This window comes from Streptomyces sp. UG1, assembly GCF_049974585.1.
In the GTDB taxonomy this organism is placed as follows: domain Bacteria; phylum Actinomycetota; class Actinomycetes; order Streptomycetales; family Streptomycetaceae; genus Streptomyces.
The window spans coordinates 99,053-116,195 of sequence record NZ_JBNGGG010000008.1 but is presented as its reverse complement, the minus strand read 5'-3'; the positions used below and the strand labels follow the sequence as shown (position 1 = coordinate 116,195).

General features: G+C 68.5%; 18 protein-coding genes. 10 read left to right on the top strand and 8 right to left on the bottom strand.

The window, feature by feature from the left end; genetic code table 11:
• Window positions 1-150: 150 nt before the first annotated feature.
• Window positions 151-1,083 (top strand): amidohydrolase family protein, encoded by a 933-nt coding sequence (locus ACP4J3_RS11260; RefSeq protein ID WP_426533024.1) that lies wholly within the window; start codon window positions 151-153, stop codon window positions 1,081-1,083.
• 575 nt (window positions 1,084-1,658) lie between these two features.
• On the opposite strand, the gene ACP4J3_RS11255 is transcribed toward ACP4J3_RS11260, so the two are convergent.
• From ACP4J3_RS11255 to ACP4J3_RS11245, 3 genes are all read right to left on the bottom strand, one after another.
• Window positions 1,659-3,074 (bottom strand): FAD-binding protein, encoded by a 1,416-nt coding sequence (locus ACP4J3_RS11255; protein WP_426533022.1) that lies wholly within the window; start codon window positions 3,072-3,074, stop codon window positions 1,659-1,661.
• Window positions 3,075-3,134: 60 nt separating this feature from the next.
• Entirely contained in the window at window positions 3,135-4,637 is a 1,503-nt protein-coding gene (locus tag ACP4J3_RS11250; RefSeq protein WP_426533020.1) for an aldehyde dehydrogenase family protein, read from the bottom strand.
• 89 nt (window positions 4,638-4,726) lie between these two features.
• Entirely contained in the window at window positions 4,727-5,356 is a 630-nt protein-coding gene (locus ACP4J3_RS11245) for a TetR/AcrR family transcriptional regulator (protein WP_426533018.1), read from the bottom strand.
• 177 nt (window positions 5,357-5,533) lie between these two features.
• On the opposite strand from ACP4J3_RS11245, the gene ACP4J3_RS11240 reads away from it, so the two are divergent.
• The 8 genes from ACP4J3_RS11240 to ACP4J3_RS11205 all read left to right on the top strand — a co-directional run bounded on the left by ACP4J3_RS11240 (window position 5,534) and on the right by ACP4J3_RS11205 (window position 14,194).
• The gene (locus tag ACP4J3_RS11240) at window positions 5,534-6,349 is read left to right on the top strand and encodes an enoyl-CoA hydratase/isomerase family protein (protein ID WP_426533016.1); all 816 of its coding nucleotides are present in this window, start codon (window positions 5,534-5,536) and stop codon (window positions 6,347-6,349) included.
• Between the two features lie 16 nt (window positions 6,350-6,365).
• Window positions 6,366-7,484 carry a CoA transferase gene (locus ACP4J3_RS11235; protein ID WP_426533014.1) on the top strand — a complete coding sequence of 373 codons (1,119 nt, stop codon included), beginning with the start codon at window positions 6,366-6,368 and terminating at the stop codon, window positions 7,482-7,484.
• Window positions 7,481-8,692, top strand: coding sequence for a CaiB/BaiF CoA transferase family protein (locus ACP4J3_RS11230; RefSeq protein WP_426533012.1), 1,212 nt, complete (start codon window positions 7,481-7,483; stop codon window positions 8,690-8,692). Before ACP4J3_RS11235 ends, ACP4J3_RS11230 begins: the two co-directional genes overlap by 4 nt.
• Before the next feature lie 47 nt (window positions 8,693-8,739).
• Window positions 8,740-9,870, top strand: coding sequence for a thiolase family protein (locus ACP4J3_RS11225; protein ID WP_426533010.1), 1,131 nt, complete (start codon window positions 8,740-8,742; stop codon window positions 9,868-9,870).
• Window positions 9,867-10,271 carry a Zn-ribbon domain-containing OB-fold protein gene (locus ACP4J3_RS11220; RefSeq protein WP_426533008.1) on the top strand — a complete coding sequence of 135 codons (405 nt, stop codon included), beginning with the start codon at window positions 9,867-9,869 and terminating at the stop codon, window positions 10,269-10,271. Before ACP4J3_RS11225 ends, ACP4J3_RS11220 begins: the two co-directional genes overlap by 4 nt.
• A 7-nt stretch (window positions 10,272-10,278) precedes the next feature.
• Complete coding sequence (locus ACP4J3_RS11215; RefSeq protein WP_426533006.1) at window positions 10,279-11,184, top strand: alpha/beta fold hydrolase; 906 nt, start codon at window positions 10,279-10,281, stop codon at window positions 11,182-11,184.
• A 5-nt stretch (window positions 11,185-11,189) separates the two neighbouring features.
• Complete coding sequence (locus ACP4J3_RS11210) at window positions 11,190-12,650, top strand: CoA transferase (protein WP_426533004.1); 1,461 nt, start codon at window positions 11,190-11,192, stop codon at window positions 12,648-12,650.
• Window positions 12,651-12,955: 305 nt separating this feature from the next.
• Window positions 12,956-14,194, top strand: coding sequence for a cytochrome P450 (locus ACP4J3_RS11205; protein WP_426533002.1), 1,239 nt, complete (start codon window positions 12,956-12,958; stop codon window positions 14,192-14,194).
• 25 nt (window positions 14,195-14,219) lie between these two features.
• Here ACP4J3_RS11205 and ACP4J3_RS11200 read toward each other — a convergent pair whose 3' ends face one another.
• Entirely contained in the window at window positions 14,220-14,642 is a 423-nt protein-coding gene (locus ACP4J3_RS11200) for a dienelactone hydrolase family protein (protein WP_426533000.1), read from the bottom strand.
• Window positions 14,626-14,841: a dienelactone hydrolase family protein gene (locus ACP4J3_RS11195; RefSeq protein WP_426532998.1), complete on the bottom strand. Its 216-nt coding sequence runs from the start codon at window positions 14,839-14,841 to the stop codon at window positions 14,626-14,628. Before ACP4J3_RS11195 ends, ACP4J3_RS11200 begins: the two co-directional genes overlap by 17 nt.
• Before the next feature lie 29 nt (window positions 14,842-14,870).
• Between ACP4J3_RS11195 and ACP4J3_RS11190 the strand changes: the two genes are divergently transcribed.
• The gene (locus ACP4J3_RS11190) at window positions 14,871-15,704 is read left to right on the top strand and encodes an SDR family oxidoreductase (RefSeq protein ID WP_426532996.1); all 834 of its coding nucleotides are present in this window, start codon (window positions 14,871-14,873) and stop codon (window positions 15,702-15,704) included.
• A gap of 75 nt (window positions 15,705-15,779) precedes the next feature.
• Here the strand turns inward: ACP4J3_RS11190 and ACP4J3_RS11185 are convergent, their stop codons facing one another.
• The 3 genes from ACP4J3_RS11185 to ACP4J3_RS11175 form a co-directional block, all read right to left on the bottom strand.
• Window positions 15,780-16,133 carry a hypothetical protein gene (locus ACP4J3_RS11185; RefSeq protein ID WP_426532994.1) on the bottom strand — a complete coding sequence of 118 codons (354 nt, stop codon included), beginning with the start codon at window positions 16,131-16,133 and terminating at the stop codon, window positions 15,780-15,782.
• Window positions 16,103-16,342, bottom strand: coding sequence for a helix-turn-helix domain-containing protein (locus ACP4J3_RS11180; protein WP_426532992.1), 240 nt, complete (start codon window positions 16,340-16,342; stop codon window positions 16,103-16,105). The genes ACP4J3_RS11185 and ACP4J3_RS11180 overlap by 31 nt, the downstream gene beginning before the upstream one ends.
• Window positions 16,343-16,496: 154 nt before the next feature.
• Entirely contained in the window at window positions 16,497-17,042 is a 546-nt protein-coding gene (locus tag ACP4J3_RS11175) for an enoyl-CoA hydratase/isomerase family protein (RefSeq protein ID WP_426532990.1), read from the bottom strand.
• Between the last annotated feature and the right edge of the window lie 101 nt (window positions 17,043-17,143).

The window sequence follows — 17,143 nt, the reverse complement described above, 5'->3', positions numbered from 1 at the left end:
CAGGCTCCCCGAACGGGGCCTCGGCCGGTCCGGTTACCTGCACCGACCTGGCCGGAGCCGAGGCCCCTCGGGTGGTGCGGCACTGTCAGGGCGTGCCGCACCACCCCCCACTCGTTCCACGTATTCCTCCTGCCTGATCGGAGTCCCTTCGTGCCCGGAATCGACCTGCACACCCACCTCGCTCCCGACCTCGGCGACCAGCCGCGCAACGCCGACGGCCTCTTGCTGATCGACGGGCACCCGATCGGTCCACCGGACCTCTACCGCCCCGACCGGCTGGTCGACCACCTCGACACGGCAGACCTCGGCGAGGCGGTCGTCACCATCCCTCCGCCCTTCTTCCGGCAGGGCCTGCCCGAGGCTGCGGCGCGTACGTGGGTACGTCAGGTCAACGACGGTCTCCTCCAAGCCGTGGACGCATACGACCGCCTCACACCACTCGGCTATCTGCCCCTGGACCACCCGGAGCTGGCCCTCGACGAATACGTGCGCCTGCGCGAGGACGAGCGCTGGGCGGGCCTGACCGCCGCGGCCGGCGGCGGCTCGTACTCCCTGGCCGATCCCGCCCTTGCCCCACTCTGGAAGGCCATGGACGCAGACGCCCGCACGCTGCTGCTGCACCCGGGCACCGCCCCCGATCCCCGTCTCAGCTCCTTCTACCTCGCCAACCTGCTCGGCAACCCCGCCGAGACCGCGCTCGCCGCCGCCCAGCTCGTCTTCGGTGACATACTCGCCACGCACCCCCGCCTGCGCTTCGTGCTGGTGCACTGCGGTGGGCTGCTTCCGGCGGTCGTCGGCCGCTGGCAGCGAGGGGCCGACACCCATCGCCCCGGCGTCCCGGACCTCACCGAACCACCACGTACCGCCGTGCGCCGCCTCTACGTCGACTGCCTCGCCCACGACCCTGCGGTGGTGGATCTGGCGATCGCCACCTTCGGCGAGGACCGCCTCGTCCTCGGCAGCGACTGGCCCTTCCCCATGGGAACAAAGGACCCGCGCTCGCTCATCGCCCACCGGGACGGACACCTGGTACGCCGTGCCGAGCTGAGCATCGCACAGGCGGCCCTGGGCCGCTGTCCCTGAACCTCGGTGCGCGCGGGTGACGTAGTGTTCTCCAGGTGTCTTGCTCAGCGGTCAGCCGTGGCCGGCTGCCGATTCGATGGTCCACGGAGTCGGAATTCCGGCTCCGCGACAGCGTTCGATCTTGAAGCGGACTTTGGTGAGGCTCTCGACTGCTTTGCTGCCGGGACCCCCGCGCACGGCGGCGAAGCGGGAGGGAATGCCCCTCCGAGCCGTGCCGCCGGGACTGCCACGGACGGTGCAGTCTGCCGGTAACGCAGCTGGGTGACCACGCGCTTGGCACCTCTCGTGGCGGGAAGTCGACGAAGATCCACCACATCGTCGACGGGAACGGGCTTCCACTGGTGATCCCGATGGCCCGGGCAGTCGGGGGACGCACCCTCGTTGATCCCTCCGCTCGAGCAGCTTTGCGTCACCGTTGGCCGCTCCACCATCGCCTCGATCAACGACCACTGAGCATGCGAGAGCACCTGACACTTGCGACACGAAAGCGGGCCCTCAGCCTCACGCTCAACGTTTGTCAGATACGTCCTGTGAGCGGCTGCTCTCCGCGTCCCTCGCGTAGGGATGCCCCGAGGTCATGCGGTGACCGCCGTGGAAGCCATCTCGCGGGAGCTGGTGAGCCCCGCCCACCGGCCGAAGGTCATCGAACGGAGGCCGGAGGTTCCCGCCGGGTACTGCTCGTAGAAGATCCCCGCGATTTCGCCTGCGGCGTACAGGCCCGGAATCGGACGGCCGAAGACGTCCAGCACGTGCGTGTCGCCGTCGACACGAAGGCCGCCGTACGTGAAGCAGATCTGGCCGGACACCGGCCAGGCGCGGAAGGGACCCTGCGTCAGCGGTGTGGCGAAGTTGGACTTCGGCGGGACGATGCCGGTCGTGCCCAGGCCGTCGAGCAGGGCCGTGGGGTCGAAGCCGGCCTGGTCGGGCGTTGCGGCGTTGAAATCGTCGACGGTGCGGCGGAGGCGACCGGGGTCGATGCCGAGCTTCTCGGCGAGTTCCTCGATGGAATCGGCCACCACCGGGTCGATGTCGGTCTGGCGCACGCTCGGGATGGGGACGATGAACTTCGACTGCGGGTCGCTGACGATCGCGTACGCGAGGTTGCCCTGCGTGCGGAGGATCGTGTTGCCGACGGTGTCGAAATGGATCATCTGCACATCGGCGGCCTCGTCCATGAACCGATCGCCCTGCTGGTTGACCAGGATGCCCCACCAGTAGGCGCCGACCAGCGGCTCGATGTCGTCCGAACGCGGGTCGCACGGCTCAACGTGTGCGCCGTCGAATTGGCCGGCGGTGTCGGCACCGGCCTCCATCGCGATGCGGATCCCGTCGCCGCGGTTGTTGCGCGTGCCGGGCGACACCGTTCGCAGCTTGTAGGCCTCGGGGATGTAGCGGGTCAGCCACTCAGGGTTGCCCTCGAAGCCGCCGCTGGCCAGAATCACCGCCTGGGTGTCGACACGCACGGTGGCGCCAGTGGCGTCGCGCACGTCGATGCCGACGATTCGTCCCTCGTCGCCGCGCACCAGGCCGAGCGCGGTGGTGTCGTAGAAGATCTCTCCGCCCGCCGCACGGATCTGGTCGGGGAAGGCCTCCACGACGGACGCACCACCGCCGTGGACGCTCCACATGCCGTGGTAGTTGTCGAACGAGATGCCGCTGCCGCGGAGCCATTCGAGCGTCTCGGGAACGAGACGGTAGAACGCGTCGATGTATGCCTCGTTCGCCAGCTGACCGGCGGTCTCACGCACACGCTCGCCCCAGAACGGGATGAGCTCCTGCTCCGGCGTCAGGGAGAGGACTGCGGTGGTCCATCGGGTCGAACCGCCACGCTGCTCGAACGGGGCGCGCTCGAAGACGGCGACGCGCGCGGTGCGCCCCTCCTTCGCCGCGCCCTCCAGATGCGCCTTTGCGGCGGTCAGGCCGGCGAAGCCGTGGCCGACGACCACCGCATCCCAAGGACCGCGGACATTGGGGGTGCTGGATTCGGACATATGAACACCTTTGTTCAAATGCATGATGAGGAGACTGACGGGTGGGATGGACGGACGGGGTCAGGAGTTGTCAGGACCGTGCCAGTAGGCCTTCGGCTCCGTGTACTCCTCGAAGATGTCGAGCCCCATTTCGTGCCCGAGTCCGCTGACCTTGCGGCCGCCGAAGGGGACGTTGGGGCTGAAGGCGCGCCAGGTGTTGATCCAGACGACGCCGGTGTCGATCTGCCGTGAGACGCGTCGCGCCCGGTCCAGGTCTCGCGTCCAGAGGCCGCCGACCAGACCGAACTCGGTGTCGTTGGCGATCTCGACGGCCTCGTCCTCGGTGTCGAAGATGATGACGGAACCGACCGGCCCGAAGATCTCCTCGCGTCGCAGCCGCGACGCGCGGTCCGGAGTCGCGTACAAGGACGGCTCGACGAACAAGCCGCCGGTGACGCCGGGAACATCGGTGCCGCAGCGGCCGCCCACGATGAGCGACGTGTCCTCCTCGCCGTCGGCGATGTCGAAGTAGCCGGTCACCTTCTTGTACTGGGGACGCGACGCGAGGGGCCCGATCTGGGTGGTGGGCTCCAGCGGGTCGCCGATCACGACCTGCGACATGAGGTTCTCGAGCCGGGCCAGCACCTCGTCGCGGACGCTGCTCTGGATCAGGATGCGCGAGCCGGCGTTGCAGGCCTGGCCGGTCCCGGCGATGATCCCGGTGAGCACGCCCTCGGCGGCGCGGTCGAGATCGGCGTCCTCGAAGACGATGTTGGCGCCCTTGCCGCCGAGTTCGAGGGTCGCCCGGATGAGACGGGGCGCGATCGCCTGCGCAATGGACCGGCCCGTCGCAGTCGACCCGGTGAACGCCACCTTGTCGATGCCGGGATGCTCGACCAGGGCTGCCCCGGTGGCTCCGGCCCCGGTCACCACGTTGACGACGCCGGGCGGGAATCCGGCCTCCAGCGCGAGCTCGATCAACCGGATGGTGGACACCGGCGTCACCTCGGACGGCTTGACGACGACCGTGTTGCCGGACGCCAGCGCGCCGAACAGCTTCCACTGGAGCAGGCCGAGCGGGTTGTTCCACGGGGCGATCGCGGCGACGACGCCGATCGGGACGCGCTCCGTCCACGCGGTGTGCCCCGGCATGATCGGCGTGACCGTCTCGCCGTGCAGTGTCAACGCGTAGTTGGCACAGAACTCGGCGCTCTGCGCCAGTGCGCCGGGCACCATGTTCATCTCGGAGATGGTCTTGCCGTTCTCATGCACCTGCAGCCGCGCCAGCTCCGACGAGTGCTCGCGGATGAGCTGGGCCCAGCGTCGGAACAGCTCGAGTCGTGCGAAGGGCGACGTTTTGGCCCACGCGGGGAAGGCTGCGCGGGCGGAGCGCACGGCGCGGTCGACGTCGGAGGCTCCTGCGACGGGAACGTAGCCCCACTCGGCGTCTTCGAACGGGTCGACGCAGCGGTAGGTCTGACCGTCTGCGGCCTGGACCTGCTCGCCGTCGATGATCATCCAGTAGCGCTGCTGGTAGTCGAACTCGGGGAAGCGGATGGCACTCCGCGGGTTTGCAATCGTCATCGAACTGCCCTTGTCTTCAGCACGGGCGTCGCTGCCCGGTGTGATGAGCAAAATATTCCTGCGACGATCCATCGTCAACCGTTTGGTTACTACGCGGTCGATTCTCCGCGTTCACGAACCGCGGGGGCGCGCCGAGTGAGCAGCCGCGTGATCATGTCGGCCCAGGCTGCCATCGTGTCCTCGGAATCCGACGCTTCCGGCCCGAGGCAGAAGTCGATCAGCTGCGGGATCACGTACCGCGCGGTGCCTACTGCGTAAATGGTGGCGAGGGCCAACCGGGGGTCGATGTCCGTTGCGAGCTGGCCTTCCCGCTGCAGACGCATGATCACCTGCACCTGCCGGTGGATCGACTCCTGGCGTTCGGCGGCGGCGGCCACCGGCCGATCGCCGGCGAGACCCTCCCAGGCGACCATGCGTGACCATGCACGCCGCGCCTCTGGGTTGCCGATCTGCTGCCGCATCAGGTCCCGGATGTCCGATGTGGCGTCGACCGAGTCGTGTATCGACGTCAGCATCTCGCCCAGCACTGCGGCATAGAGGCCGTCCTTGCTGTCGAAGTAGTGGTAGATCAGCTGCTTGTTCAAGTTCGCGGCCTCCGCGATGCGGTTGATCCGGGCGCCGGAGAACCCGTGCTCGGCGAACTCCTCCATGGCTGCGCGGAGAATCCGCTCTCTGGCCGTGAGCGCAGGTAGCGCGGTGGTTGTGTCGCTGTCGGTCATGGGTCAACGGTAGTCCCCCGACCGGGCAGCCTTATGTCAACCAAACGGTTGAAGCGGATGCTGGTCTCGCGTAACGTGCCACCCATCACCCACGCCGACCTTCAGCGACGCGACGGCATGACCTCCTCAGGGGCCCGGGGCGCGTCCGGTCGGCGTCCCGATTCGAGAGGGATTCCCGTGCCGCATTCCAACAACAGCTCCGTAACCCCGTACGACGAACTCGTGCTCGTCGACGACCGAGGCGACTACGCCGTACTGACGATCAACCGTCCCGAGAAGCGCAACGCGATGAGCGTCGACTCCATGAGGCGGCTGCGCGAGGCGCTCGTGGAGGTTGCCGACAAGAAGGTCGTCGTGCTCACCGGCACCGGTCCGTCGTTCTGCGCCGGCGTCGATCTCTCGCCGGAGAACCAGGACCGCATGGAGGAGTACACCAAGGCCAACGGCACCCAGGTGCTGCACCCCTGGACACAGGTACAGGCCGACATCCGAGCGCACCGCGCCGTCTTCATCGCCGCGGTCAACGGGTACGCTCTCGGCGGCGGGTCGACGCTCATCAACACGTGCGAGCTCGCCATCGCCGCCGAGTCCGCGCAGATCGCCATGCCGGAGCAGGGGTTCGGCAGCTGGCCGATGCAGGCGGGGCCGGCCTCGATCAAGCGGATCGCTCCCAAGCACGCCGCGGAGCTCATCTTCACCTCACGGCGTGCCGACGCGCAGACCGCCTTCCGTATGGCCCTCGTCAACAAGGTCGTGCCGGATGCCGAGCTGCTCGACGAGGCGATCGCGCTCGCGGAGCACATCGCCGCCTTCAACGCCTTCAGCCTCGACATCTCCAAGCGCGCGTACCACCGAGTGCAGTCGATGACCTGGGACGAGGCCCAGGACTACAGCAGCCTGATCGTCACCAGCATCCGTGCGCAGGCCCCCGAGGCGGCGGAGGGCGTAAACAAGTTCCTGGCGGGCGCGCGTGGCCCGGGCCAGGGTCGCTGAGACCGAGGACACGTCGATGACCAAGACTGCACACGGGGGCGCGCGCGCCCCCCGCAATTCGGCGCTGTTGCCCGGAACGCTCCGGGTGGTCGAGCTCGGCAAGTCCGTGTCGACCGCGATCTGCGGACGCCTCCTGTTCAAGCTGGGGGCGCAGGTCACGCAGGTAGCGGTTGCCGGAGAAGCGCACGTACTCGACGAGAGCGGACCCTTCGTCGGTGATGGTTCGCAGCGCGTCTCCACGCTGGGCCTCTGGCTCCGCGACGGCAAGACCCGCGTCGACGTCGACCTGGACGACGCGACCGCGCGCGAGGACCTTCACGAGCGCTTGCGCTCCGCCAATGTGGTCCTCGTGGCCGGCACCGCTGCCGAGTGGAGCGCACGTGGTCTGTCCGCCGATCGCCTCGAGGAGCTGGCGCCCACAGCGATCATCGGCCGCATCAGTCCCTGGGGCGAGAGCGACGAGTACGCGGGCCTTCCCTCCAGCGAGCTGGCGCTCCAGGCGGCGAGCGGCTTCATGCGGCTCATCGGCGACCTGGACCACGAGCCCGTACGGCTCGGCGGCCACCCGCTGCAGTCGATCGCGGCACTGCTCGCACTCGACGGCGTGATGATCGGGCTCTTCGCTCGCGAACGCACCGGTCAGGGCGCACGGTTCACGACCTCCGAGTTCGAGGCCGCGGCGCACGCCGAGTGGAAGATCGCCACGTTCTCGCAGGCAGGGCTCCGCCGCGAGCTGCGCGGCGAGGACAACGGCGCACTGGTCCTGCGCTGCCGGGACGGGCACTTCGCCGCCTTCTACATCCCCCGGGACTGGGGCGTCATGAAGGAGATCATCGGCGACAGCCGCCTCGACGACGAGGCGTTCGACACCCCTCAGGGCCGGCTCCGCAACCAAGCGCGGCTCGTCGCCCTGATCGAGGAGACAACCACAACCATGTCGAAGAAGGACCTCTACCACGCCACTCAGGCCCGCGGGATCCCCGCCGGGTACGTGGCGACCGTCACCGACCTCCTCGAATCGCCGCAGTACGTCGCGCGCGGCTTCTTCGAGCCGATCGAGGTGCCGGAGGCGGGAGCCGGACTGCTCCCGGACGCGCCGTGGCAGGTCTTCGGTCCCGAGGACGCGGTCGCATGAGCGGGATGCTGGACGGTCTGCGCGTCGCGGACCTCACCATCGTGACCGCCGGGGCCGCGGCCACCCAGGTACTGGCCGACTTCGGCGCCGACGTGATCAAGATCGAGGGCGTCACCCGCCCCGACCTGTACCGCGGCGGCATGGGCGGCGACATCGGCGCCGACGTCGCCTTCCCGCCGTTCCGCACGGCCAACCGCAACAAGCGCGCCATCGCCGTCGACCTCAAGACCCCTGACGGGCTGGAGGTCGTGCGGCGGATCGTGGCCACGAGCGACGTCGTCACCGAGAACTTCCGCCGGGGCGTGGTCGAGCGCCTCGGCCTAGGGTTCCGCGACCTGATCGCCATCCGACCCGACATCGTGCTGGCCTCGATCTCGAGCCAGGGCCTCACCGGTCCGAGCAGCGGCTTCACCTCTTTCGGCCTGACCCTGGACGCGCTCGGCGGCGTCATGTCGTACTCCGGGTACGACAGCGACAGCCCGATCTGGTCGAGCGCGCGCATCAACTACCCCGACCAGACGGCGAACTCGCTCGGACCGGCCCTCATCATCGCGGCCGTGCTGGCGTCCCGTCGCGACGGTCAGGCGCGCTGGCTCGACCTGTCCCAGCGTGAGACCGTCACCGCCCTGATGGGCGACCAGGTGCTGCGCACCTCCCTGACCGGCGAGAATCCGGTGCCCACCGGCAACAGCACCCCCGACAGCATCGAGTGGTTGACGCCGAGCTCGGGAGACGACGCGTGGGTCGCGATCTCGCTGCGTTCGCCGGAGGAGCTCGAACTGGTCGCATCCGTCGTCGGTGCCGACCTCTCCGGTGCCGGGGACGACGCGGCGCGCGCCGCGCTGGTGCGCGCGGCGACCGAGCGGTGGTCGGCATCCCGTTCTGACGCGGATGCCTCCGCGTCACTGCGGGCGGCGGGCGTCATGGCGATGCCCGTACGCAGCGGCGAGCAGCTGCTCGATGACCCGTATCTGCGCTCGCGCGGGTGGTGGCAGGAGGTGCCCGCGCCGGGCGGCGGCACCGAACGCCAGCGCGGCTGGGCGGTCGCCTTCGACGAGGGCGGTCCGGACCGTATCCGTCGCAACGGTCCGCGGATCGGCCAGGACACGTTCGAGGTGCTCGGCGAACTCGGCTACGACGAGGACGAGATCACGTCGCTCGTCGAGCGGAGAGTCGTGTCGGCCCCAGCCAACGCCCACCAGGGCTGACGCACCCGAATCCACGGACTTCAGAGAACTCAGAGCAAGGACAAGAAATGACAGTGGACGTCCGCGGCAAGGTCGCGATCGTCGGTGTCGGCCATTCCGACCAGGGCACGTTCCCCGGCAAGACGGCCGAGCAGCTTTCGATCGAGGCGATCCAGGCGGCCTTGACCGACGCGCAACTCACCAAGGATCAGCTCGACGGGCTGATCACCTGCAAGTCGGTTCAGGGCAACAACATCGATATCCAGGTGGGCCCGCTGTTCGGGCTGAGCCCGAAGTACGCGCAGACGCTCGACTACGGCACCTGCAACTATTCGCTGCACCTGGCGACCCAGGCGGTCCTCTCCGGACTCGCCGAGACGGTCGTGCTGGTCTATGGCGCCAATGCCCGATCGGGCAAGTTCAACTTCTCGGCGGCGGCCCCGTCGTTGGAGAGCGCGTCCGGCTTCGTGCACGTCGCCGGTCCGGCGGCCCTCGCGCTGCAGCGCCACAAGGCGCTGTACGGGACCAAGGAGGAGGACTTCGGCTGGTTCGCCGTCTCCGAGCGGGAGTGGGCGCAGCGCAATCCGCTCGCGATCTTCCGGGAGCCGATGACGATCGACGACTACCTGGCCAAGCCGTACCTGGTCGAACCGCTGCGTCGTGAGGACGTCACGATGATCTCGGACGGTGCGGTCGCACTGATCGTGACCTCTGCGGAGCGGGCGAAGGATTACCCGAACAAGCCGGTCTACGTGCTCGGCATCGCCGAGAACACCGAGGTCGCCGGCGACACCTTCGACGACTTCCTCATGCGCCCGAACATCAAGGGCACCGCGGCGGAGATCTGGAGGACCACCGGGTTCACGCCGTCCGACATCGACGTGCTGTACATCCAGAACCCGACGGCCGTCTGGAACCTCCAGATGGTCGAGGCCTACGGCTTCGCACCGGAAGGGGAGGGCGCGGCTTGGGCGGCCGAGGGGCACATCCGTCCCGGTGGCGACCTGCCGTTGAACACGAACGGCGGTCAGCTGTCGGAGAGCTACATGTGGGGCTGGCTGCACATGGTTGAGGCCGTGCGTCAGCTCCGCGGCACGGTCGAGCCCGACCGTCAGGTGCCCGGAGCGGAGCTGGCCCTGTACTGCTCGACGATGACCTTCCTCAAGAGCGCCGCATCGATCATCGGAGTGAACCCGTGAGTGACAACCCCAATCTGCCCGCCACCGACCTGCCGCTGACGGCCGGATTCTGGGAGGCGTCGAAGCGTCATGTCCTGACCGCTCAGAAGTGCCTGGACTGCGGCTACCTGCGCTACCCGGCCCTGGAGATCTGCCCCCGGTGCTGGTCGACCAACCAGGCCTGGACCGAGATCTCGCCCAACGGCACGTTGTGGAGCTACATCGTGTACCACCGTGCGCTCGATCCGAGCAAGAAGGACGAGATCCCCTACGTCGTGGGACGTGTGAAGACCGACGACGGTCCCGTGTTCACGGTGCGGCTCGACATCGCGCCGGAGGACGCGAAGGTGGACATGCGCGTCACCGCGACCTGGGACGACGTCAGCGACGAGGTCACCCTCGTGCGGTTCGGCGCCGCGTGACGCGTCGATGACCGAGTCGACCGGACCCGAGTGGCTGCGCCGTGCGCTCGCCGCGCGACCCGATGAGCGGGCCGTCGACGTCGAAGGTGCAGCGGTGCGGTACCGCGCGTGGGGCCCTGTGGGTGCTCCGGGCATCGTTCTTGTGCATGGAGGTGCGGCCCACGCGAGGTGGTGGGACCACATCGCTCCGCTCCTGGGCGGCTATCGTGTGCTCGCCCCCGACCTCACGGGCCACGGTGACAGCTCCTGGCGCTCCGGGTACGACACCGAGCAGTGGGCGAGGGAACTCGTGGCGGTGGTTCGTGACGACGGACTCGAGCGTCCGGTCGTCGTCGGGCACAGCATGGGCGGCCTGCCCGCGGTGACCGCCGCCGTCGAGTTCGGTGATGCATTTTCGGGTGTCGCGACCGTCGACGTCCGGTTCCACGACGGAGAGTGGCCGGGACGGGACAAGCCCAGTGAGCGGTTCGCGACCCTCGAGGACGGGATCGCACGGTTCGCCCCCGTGGCCGCCCGTGCGGGCCTCGAGGTGGACCCGGCTCTCCTGCGGCATGTCGCCGAGACCTCACTCAGGTGGGACGGCGATGCCTGGCGCTGGAAGCGCACAGACAACTACGGGATCCGTCGCATCCCGCTGCGCCGCCTCCTGCCGGACCTGCGCGTGCCGCTCGCGATCGTGCGCACCGACCACGGGCTGCTCACGCCCGAGGCGGCGGCGGAGATGCGGCAACTCACCCCGGCCCGTGCCGTGGTGACCACCGTGCCGGAGGCGAGCCACAACCCCATGCTCGAGCAGCCGCTCGCCTTCGTCGGGGTGCTCCGCGCGCTTCTTGACGGCTGGTGGTCGATGCCGGGCGGCACCAGCGACCGGTCGCGCGATCCCGGCCGTCCGAACACCGAGATGAAGAGGTAACCGCCATGTCAGAGACGACTCAGCCCCTCGCCCGCGCCTTCCTGTCCGAGATGTGGGCGGCGCTCGGAGGTGACGCGTCCGTCACCGAGCGCGTCACGTTCACCGGTGAGGGCTCGTTGCCCGGCGCCTTCGCGCAGACCGATCTCGCCGCCGCCTCGTTCGGCGTGGCCGGTGCCGCCGTGAGCGAGCTGCTCGAGGCCGGTGGAGCCCCCGCGTCCGCGGTGGAGGTCGACCGCGTGCTCAGCAGCGGATGGTTCCTGCTGCCACCAGGACCGTCGAGACTGCTGAACCCGCCGCCGCCGCGTCCGGTTCACTTCCCTCCGTTCCACACGGAGATCGCGACCACGGACGGGCGCTGGCTGCGGCTGCACGGCTTCCCGGCCAACCGCGAGCGCGTCGTCAAGGCACTCGGCGTGGAGGACGACATCGAAGCCGTCGCAGCCGTCGTTCGCGAGCGCGCCGCCGACGAGATCGAGCAGGAACTCGTGGACGTCGGGTGCGTCGTCGCGGCGAGCCGCACCCCCGAAGAGTGGTTCGCGCATCCGGCCGGGGCCGCGGTGGATGCCGAGCCCCTGGCCGCGGTGACCGAGTTCGCCGCGGAGGGCAGTGGGTGGCGACCCACACCGGGCCGGCCGCTCTCGGGCATCAAGGTGCTCGATCTCACGCGTGTCGTCGCCGGCCCGACCGGCACCCGCTTCCTCGCCGCTCTCGGCGCCGAGGTACTGCGCATCGACGCACCCGGCTCCGAGGAGTCGCGCCACGTCCCGCTCGGCTACGACTTGCTGCTGGGCAAGCGGTGGGCCTTCCTCGACCTGAAAACGCCGGAGGGTGTCGAGCAGTTCAAGCGCCTTCTCGCCGAAGCGGACGTGCTCGTGCACGGCTACCGTCCCGGCGCGATCGACGGGTTCGTTCCCGAGGAGGAGCGCCGCCGGCTCAACCCGGATCTCGTCGAGGTCGCCCTGCGCGCCTACGGATGGGAGGGGCCCTGGAGCATGCGCCGCGGCTTCGACACCGTGGTGCAGTTCAGTGTCGGCCTGGCCAACGCGACGCAGGAATGGGCGCTCGCCGACCCGTCGCACCGTGTGCCGCTCCAGATCAACGGGTACGACTTCGACGCATCGCGGCCACGCCACACCCCCGTGGAGGGTTTGGATCTCGCCACCGGGTATCAGATCGCGGCGGCCGCGATCCGCGGCCTCACCAAGCGTTTGCAGACCGGGGCGGGGTCGACGACCAAGTACTCGCTCGCGCGCACCGCATCTCTGCTCATCAAGGCCGGGCCGAACCCCGCGGGCGGACCCGACATCCGGCTCCCGCTCGACGGGCCTTGGGAAGACCGCGTCTACGGCAGCCCGCTCGGCCCCGTGAAGCGGATGGTGTTCCCGATCGGGATAGAGCGCACTCCTCTGTTCTGGGACAAGACCCCCGACCGACCTGGGGCCGCAGCCCCCGTCTGGAACAGCTAGTCGCTCGCGGCCGCCTTTTTTTCGCGCGACGCACAAGGTTGATCACCTCGTCGGCACCAACGGGCTGCCGCCGCACAACACCGGGTCGTGCGCGCGTCGGCGGAACGCCCTGGCTCATCGGCCGCGACATGAGCTGCCTGACTATTTCCGAGTGGGTCAACCAAACGGTTGACCCCGACCCAGAGCCTTTGTAGCGTGAAGCTGCAACTCGTTTCTGGGGCGCACCTTCGTCTGCAGCGAAGCAGAGTGGGATTCCGACTGAGGACGCTCTGCTTCTTTCGAGTCACTCATTCAAGGAGGAAGAAGTGACCGGATCGACAGCCGTAGAAGATGTCATACCTGACCTAAGCGATCCGCGGACTTTCGTGGACGCGGTGCCCCATGACGGGTTCCGCCGGCTTCGGGAGCGCGACGGGCTGTACTGGCAGCCGGCCAAGGCCTCACCGGCACGCGGCGGATATTGGGCCGTGACGCGCTTCGAGGACATCGTCGCCATCGAACAGGACCCCAGCGCCTTCACATCAACACACGGCGTGTCCTACCCGATGATTTTCCCGTTCCCGGCCCCGGCGCCGATGTGCGACAACCTCATGTTCACCGACCCCCCGCGTCACGCAGGCCTTCGCCGCGCGGCCGCGGCGGGATTCGGGCCGCGGGTCGTCGCAAACTTTGACCCCTGGATCCGGGAGATCGTCCGCGAAGTCATCGCCGACGTCGAGTCGGTGACGGAATTCGACTACGTCGATAAGTTCGCCCGGACCATTCCGGCCTATGTGATCGCCAAAGTGCTCGGCTGTCCCCGCGAGGATCGCGAGCGCATTGTCGACTGGACGAACAGGCTGTTCGCAGCCGGCATGCAGACTGAGGACGGCATGGCCGCCCAGATCGCGGCGGTGCAGCTCGTCCAGGAGGAGATCCAGGCGTACTGCGCCGACATGCAGGAGCGCAAGCGGAAGGAACCCGCTGATGACATGTTCACCGCGCTCGCCAAGATCGCGGATGCCGGCGACATCACTCAATCTGAGTTTCTTCAGTGGACGCTCTTGATCCTGGCCGCGGGTTTCGAGACGACGCACACGGCGATCGGTCAGTCGATGCGGATGATTCTCGAGAACGAGGACATCCGGGCTGCTACCGACCGAGCCGTTGACGAAGGGATCAGCGGGAAGCTGGCGAACGAGTTCATCCGCGTCATCAGCCCTGCAATGCAGATGGCTCGCCTGGCCACTCGCGACGTGGAAGTGGCGGGCACGCAGGTGCTTCAGGGTGACGCGGTCGTTCTCTACTTCGTCTCGGCCAATCGGGACGGGTCCGTCTTCGCCAAGCCTGACACATTCAATCCGTGGCGGACGGAGACGGCAACCCTCGCCTTCGGCAGTGGGGTTCATCGTTGCATCGGCTCATATCTCGCGAAGCTCGAGGTCCAGATCCTCTTCGAGGAACTACGCGCCGCCGGCATCCGCCTCCGCTTGAACGGTGCTCCGAAGCGTGGATGGTCGAACTTCATCAACCAGATCACCGAGCTGCCGGTCGCGCGAGCATGATCCGGGGCTGCGCGCAGAAAGGCCATCATGCGTCCGTCGGCGTCAGGGTCTCGTCGAACAGGACAATTAGCTCGGTCCTGTGGCGCTCTGCGGCGGCCTCGGTCAGCTGCCAGTCGAACTCCTCGACCATCTCCGGTGAGTAGCCCGCGTCATGGTCCGCGCCGACGACGAGCACCCGGGCCTTGAGGTTCGGCACGACGCGGCTCGAGCTCAGCTCGTCGTCGGTGATGAGGCACCCGGTGTGGAACGTCGCGAGCGCGACGATCCGGTCGGGACAGGTGCCGGCGGCGGTGAATGCGAGCGCCCCGCCCATGCAGTAACCGGTCACGCCGAATCCCGTACTGGCGACATCGTCGCGCGAGGCGAGGTAGTCGAGGAACGCCTTGCTGTCCTCGGCAGCGCGGCGAGCGTCGGTCAAGGAGGTCATCGGGTCAAGCACTTCCGACATGTTCGAGCTCCCGAAGACCCTCCTTCAGTTTCAGCGGTCCGTCGGCCCCGGCCCGACAGAAGACGTCGGGGACGATGCCGACGTAGCCGTATTCAGCAAGGCGCCAGCCCATGCCCAGCGCTGGCGGTCGGATGTCGAAGGCATCCGCGTACATGATCACATCGGGGTGCGTCGCGTCGTCGGGCGCGAACACGTACACCTGCTGTCCGTAGTCGAAAAGGAAAAGTTATGTCAAAGGCATGGTTCATCACGGGAGCGGGCCGAGGATTCGGCCGGGAGTTCACGAAGGCAGCGCTGGATCGCGGCGACCGCGTCGCGGCGACCGTCCGGAACACGGATGCCCTCGACGACCTCCTCGCGCAGTACGGCGATGCGCTGCTGCCGCTGCAGCTCGACGTGGCCGACCGTGACAGCGTCTTCCAGGCGGTGGCCGACGCCAAGGCCAAATTCGGCGCACTCGACGTCGTGGTGAACAACGCTGGTTACGGCCTCTTCGGCCCCGTCGAGGAGATCACCGTCGAGCAGCTGCGCGACCAGTTCGAGGTCAACCTTTTCGGCGTGCTGCATGTCACCCAGGCGGTCCTGCCGATCCTGCGCGAGCAGGGCTCGGGCCACATCGTCCAGATCTCCACGATCGGCGGCATCGCCGCCTTCCCGTACCTCGGCGGCTACCACGCATCGAAGTGGGCCCTCGAAGGCCTCACGGAATCGCTCGCCCAGGAGGTCGCCCCCTTCGGCATCAAGGTCACCCTCGTCGAGCCCGGCGGCTACGCCACCGACTGGAGCGGCAGCAGCGCCGTCCACACCACACCTCAGCCGCAGTACGACGGACTCCGCCAGGCCTTCGCCGAGCAGCAAAAGCACACCCCGGCGTCGTACATCGGCGACCCGGTCGCCGCCGGCCCCGCGCTCCTGAAGGTCGTCGACGCCGAGCAGCCGCCGCTGCGCATCTTCTTCGGCACCGCCCCACTGCCGCTGGTCAGCGGCCTGTACGAGCAGCGGCTCGCAACCTGGAACGAGTGGGAGAAGGTGTCCGCCGAGGCGCAAGGACACAGTGAGTAACCATACGGTTGTCGTCACCGGCGCGACAGCGGCTGAGCTCCTCGTCGAGGGCGGCCGCACCGTCATCATCGTCGGCTACTCGCCGGAGTAGTCGGCGGCCGTGGCAGGCTCGATCGTCGGCGAGCCCGTGCACCTCGTCGAGTACGCGAATTCAGCGGCGAGGTGCACGGGCTCGCCGACGACCTGCGGAAGCGCACCGAGCGCATCGACGTGCTCGCGAACAACGTCGGCGGCCTCTTCAGTGACCGCCCCCTCACCGAACACGGCCACAAGCTGACCCTCCAGATCAACCATCTTGCGCCATCCCCGCTCACGCACCTGCTGCTGGGACCGGTTGCGGGCGGGCGCCAGCAGCAGACCGCCGTTGACCTCGGTCGAGGAGGAAGGTGACCGATGTGTCATCGGGAAGTTCGCCGCGCTGTATGCCACGGCGCACGATTGCGCGGGCAGCGAGGATCCTTGCGGCGCCAGCGCAGGTAAACCAAGGCCTTGCCGACGCCCGCCGACCGGGCCACCGCCTCGATGCTGAAGGACGCCCAGCCGTGCTCTGCGAACCGCTCGACGGCAGCGTCCGCGATCCGCTGGTCGCCCCGGTCGTCGCGCGGCCCTCCCGGCGTGGCCCTGGGCGCGCTAGTCACGGCCTCATTTTCCTACACGATCTCTCCCGGCTGATGCTGAACGCACTCCGCCCGCTCCGGGCACACTTTCGGACGGCTTACGTTCCGTAAACACTGACACCTGGAACCGCCCGCCGCCCGGCCGACGCGATACGCCCCCGACCGGCCTGGCGGGCTACGGGACGAGCCGGTAGCCGTTGCCGCACCCCTCACCCGCCGGCGCCAACTGCCGTACGGTGCGGTCGGCTTCGCGCCGCAGCTGGATCAGCGGCACGACCGTGTCGACCACCAGGGCCGCCGACGCCTCCTCAGCACTCATCCCGGGACCGCCGCGCAGCGACACCGGCGGCCGGCCCGGGCTCAATCGCGCGTGCCGTGCGGCCACCACGCCGTCCGCCGCCCCCACCAGGCCCCAGGCCTCCGCACACGCCGCCCCGTTCACGGCAGCCACCAGCGGCACATCGAGCCGTGGCGGCAGCAGGCTGTCGGTGGATCCGGGCGCGACGCCACCGGAGCGGTCCAGGCCCAGGGAGAACGCCTCCACCCCCGCACCGATCACCACGGCCCCGACGAGGCCGGACGCGCTTTGCACTCTCCGCCACGCCCGTCGCAGCTGCGTGACCATCGCCCGATCCGCGGCATTGAGGGCATCCCGCCGGTTCAGAGTGATCCAGGCGACGCCGTCCACCACCTCATACAACACCCTGTGAGAGGTCTTCATCAGAGCCTTCCAACTCCTTCCACCCCTGGGGCAATGAATTAAGGATACTTTATATCGGCGGCTTCGATCCAGTAGCCCTTTGATCCACGAAGCGATCCCCG

Bases quoted from the DNA above. Each gene is read 5' to 3' on its own strand.
- ACP4J3_RS11230 (WP_426533012.1), top strand. From the start codon at position 7,481: ATGAGCGGGATGCTGGACGGTCTGCGCGTCGCGGACCTCACCATCGTG.
- ACP4J3_RS11200 (WP_426533000.1), bottom strand. From the start codon at position 14,642: ATGTCGGAAGTGCTTGACCCGATGACCTCCTTGACCGACGCTCGCCGC.
- ACP4J3_RS11245 (WP_426533018.1), bottom strand. From the start codon at position 5,356: ATGACCGACAGCGACACAACCACCGCGCTACCTGCGCTCACGGCCAGA.
- ACP4J3_RS11255 (WP_426533022.1), bottom strand. From the start codon at position 3,074: ATGTCCGAATCCAGCACCCCCAATGTCCGCGGTCCTTGGGATGCGGTG.
- ACP4J3_RS11250 (WP_426533020.1), bottom strand. From the start codon at position 4,637: ATGACGATTGCAAACCCGCGGAGTGCCATCCGCTTCCCCGAGTTCGAC.
- ACP4J3_RS11235 (WP_426533014.1), top strand. From the start codon at position 6,366: ATGACCAAGACTGCACACGGGGGCGCGCGCGCCCCCCGCAATTCGGCG.
- ACP4J3_RS11215 (WP_426533006.1), top strand. From the start codon at position 10,279: ATGACCGAGTCGACCGGACCCGAGTGGCTGCGCCGTGCGCTCGCCGCG.
- ACP4J3_RS11190 (WP_426532996.1), top strand. From the start codon at position 14,871: ATGTCAAAGGCATGGTTCATCACGGGAGCGGGCCGAGGATTCGGCCGG.
- ACP4J3_RS11210 (WP_426533004.1), top strand. From the start codon at position 11,190: ATGTCAGAGACGACTCAGCCCCTCGCCCGCGCCTTCCTGTCCGAGATG.
- ACP4J3_RS11225 (WP_426533010.1), top strand. From the start codon at position 8,740: ATGACAGTGGACGTCCGCGGCAAGGTCGCGATCGTCGGTGTCGGCCAT.
- ACP4J3_RS11175 (WP_426532990.1), bottom strand. From the start codon at position 17,042: ATGAAGACCTCTCACAGGGTGTTGTATGAGGTGGTGGACGGCGTCGCC.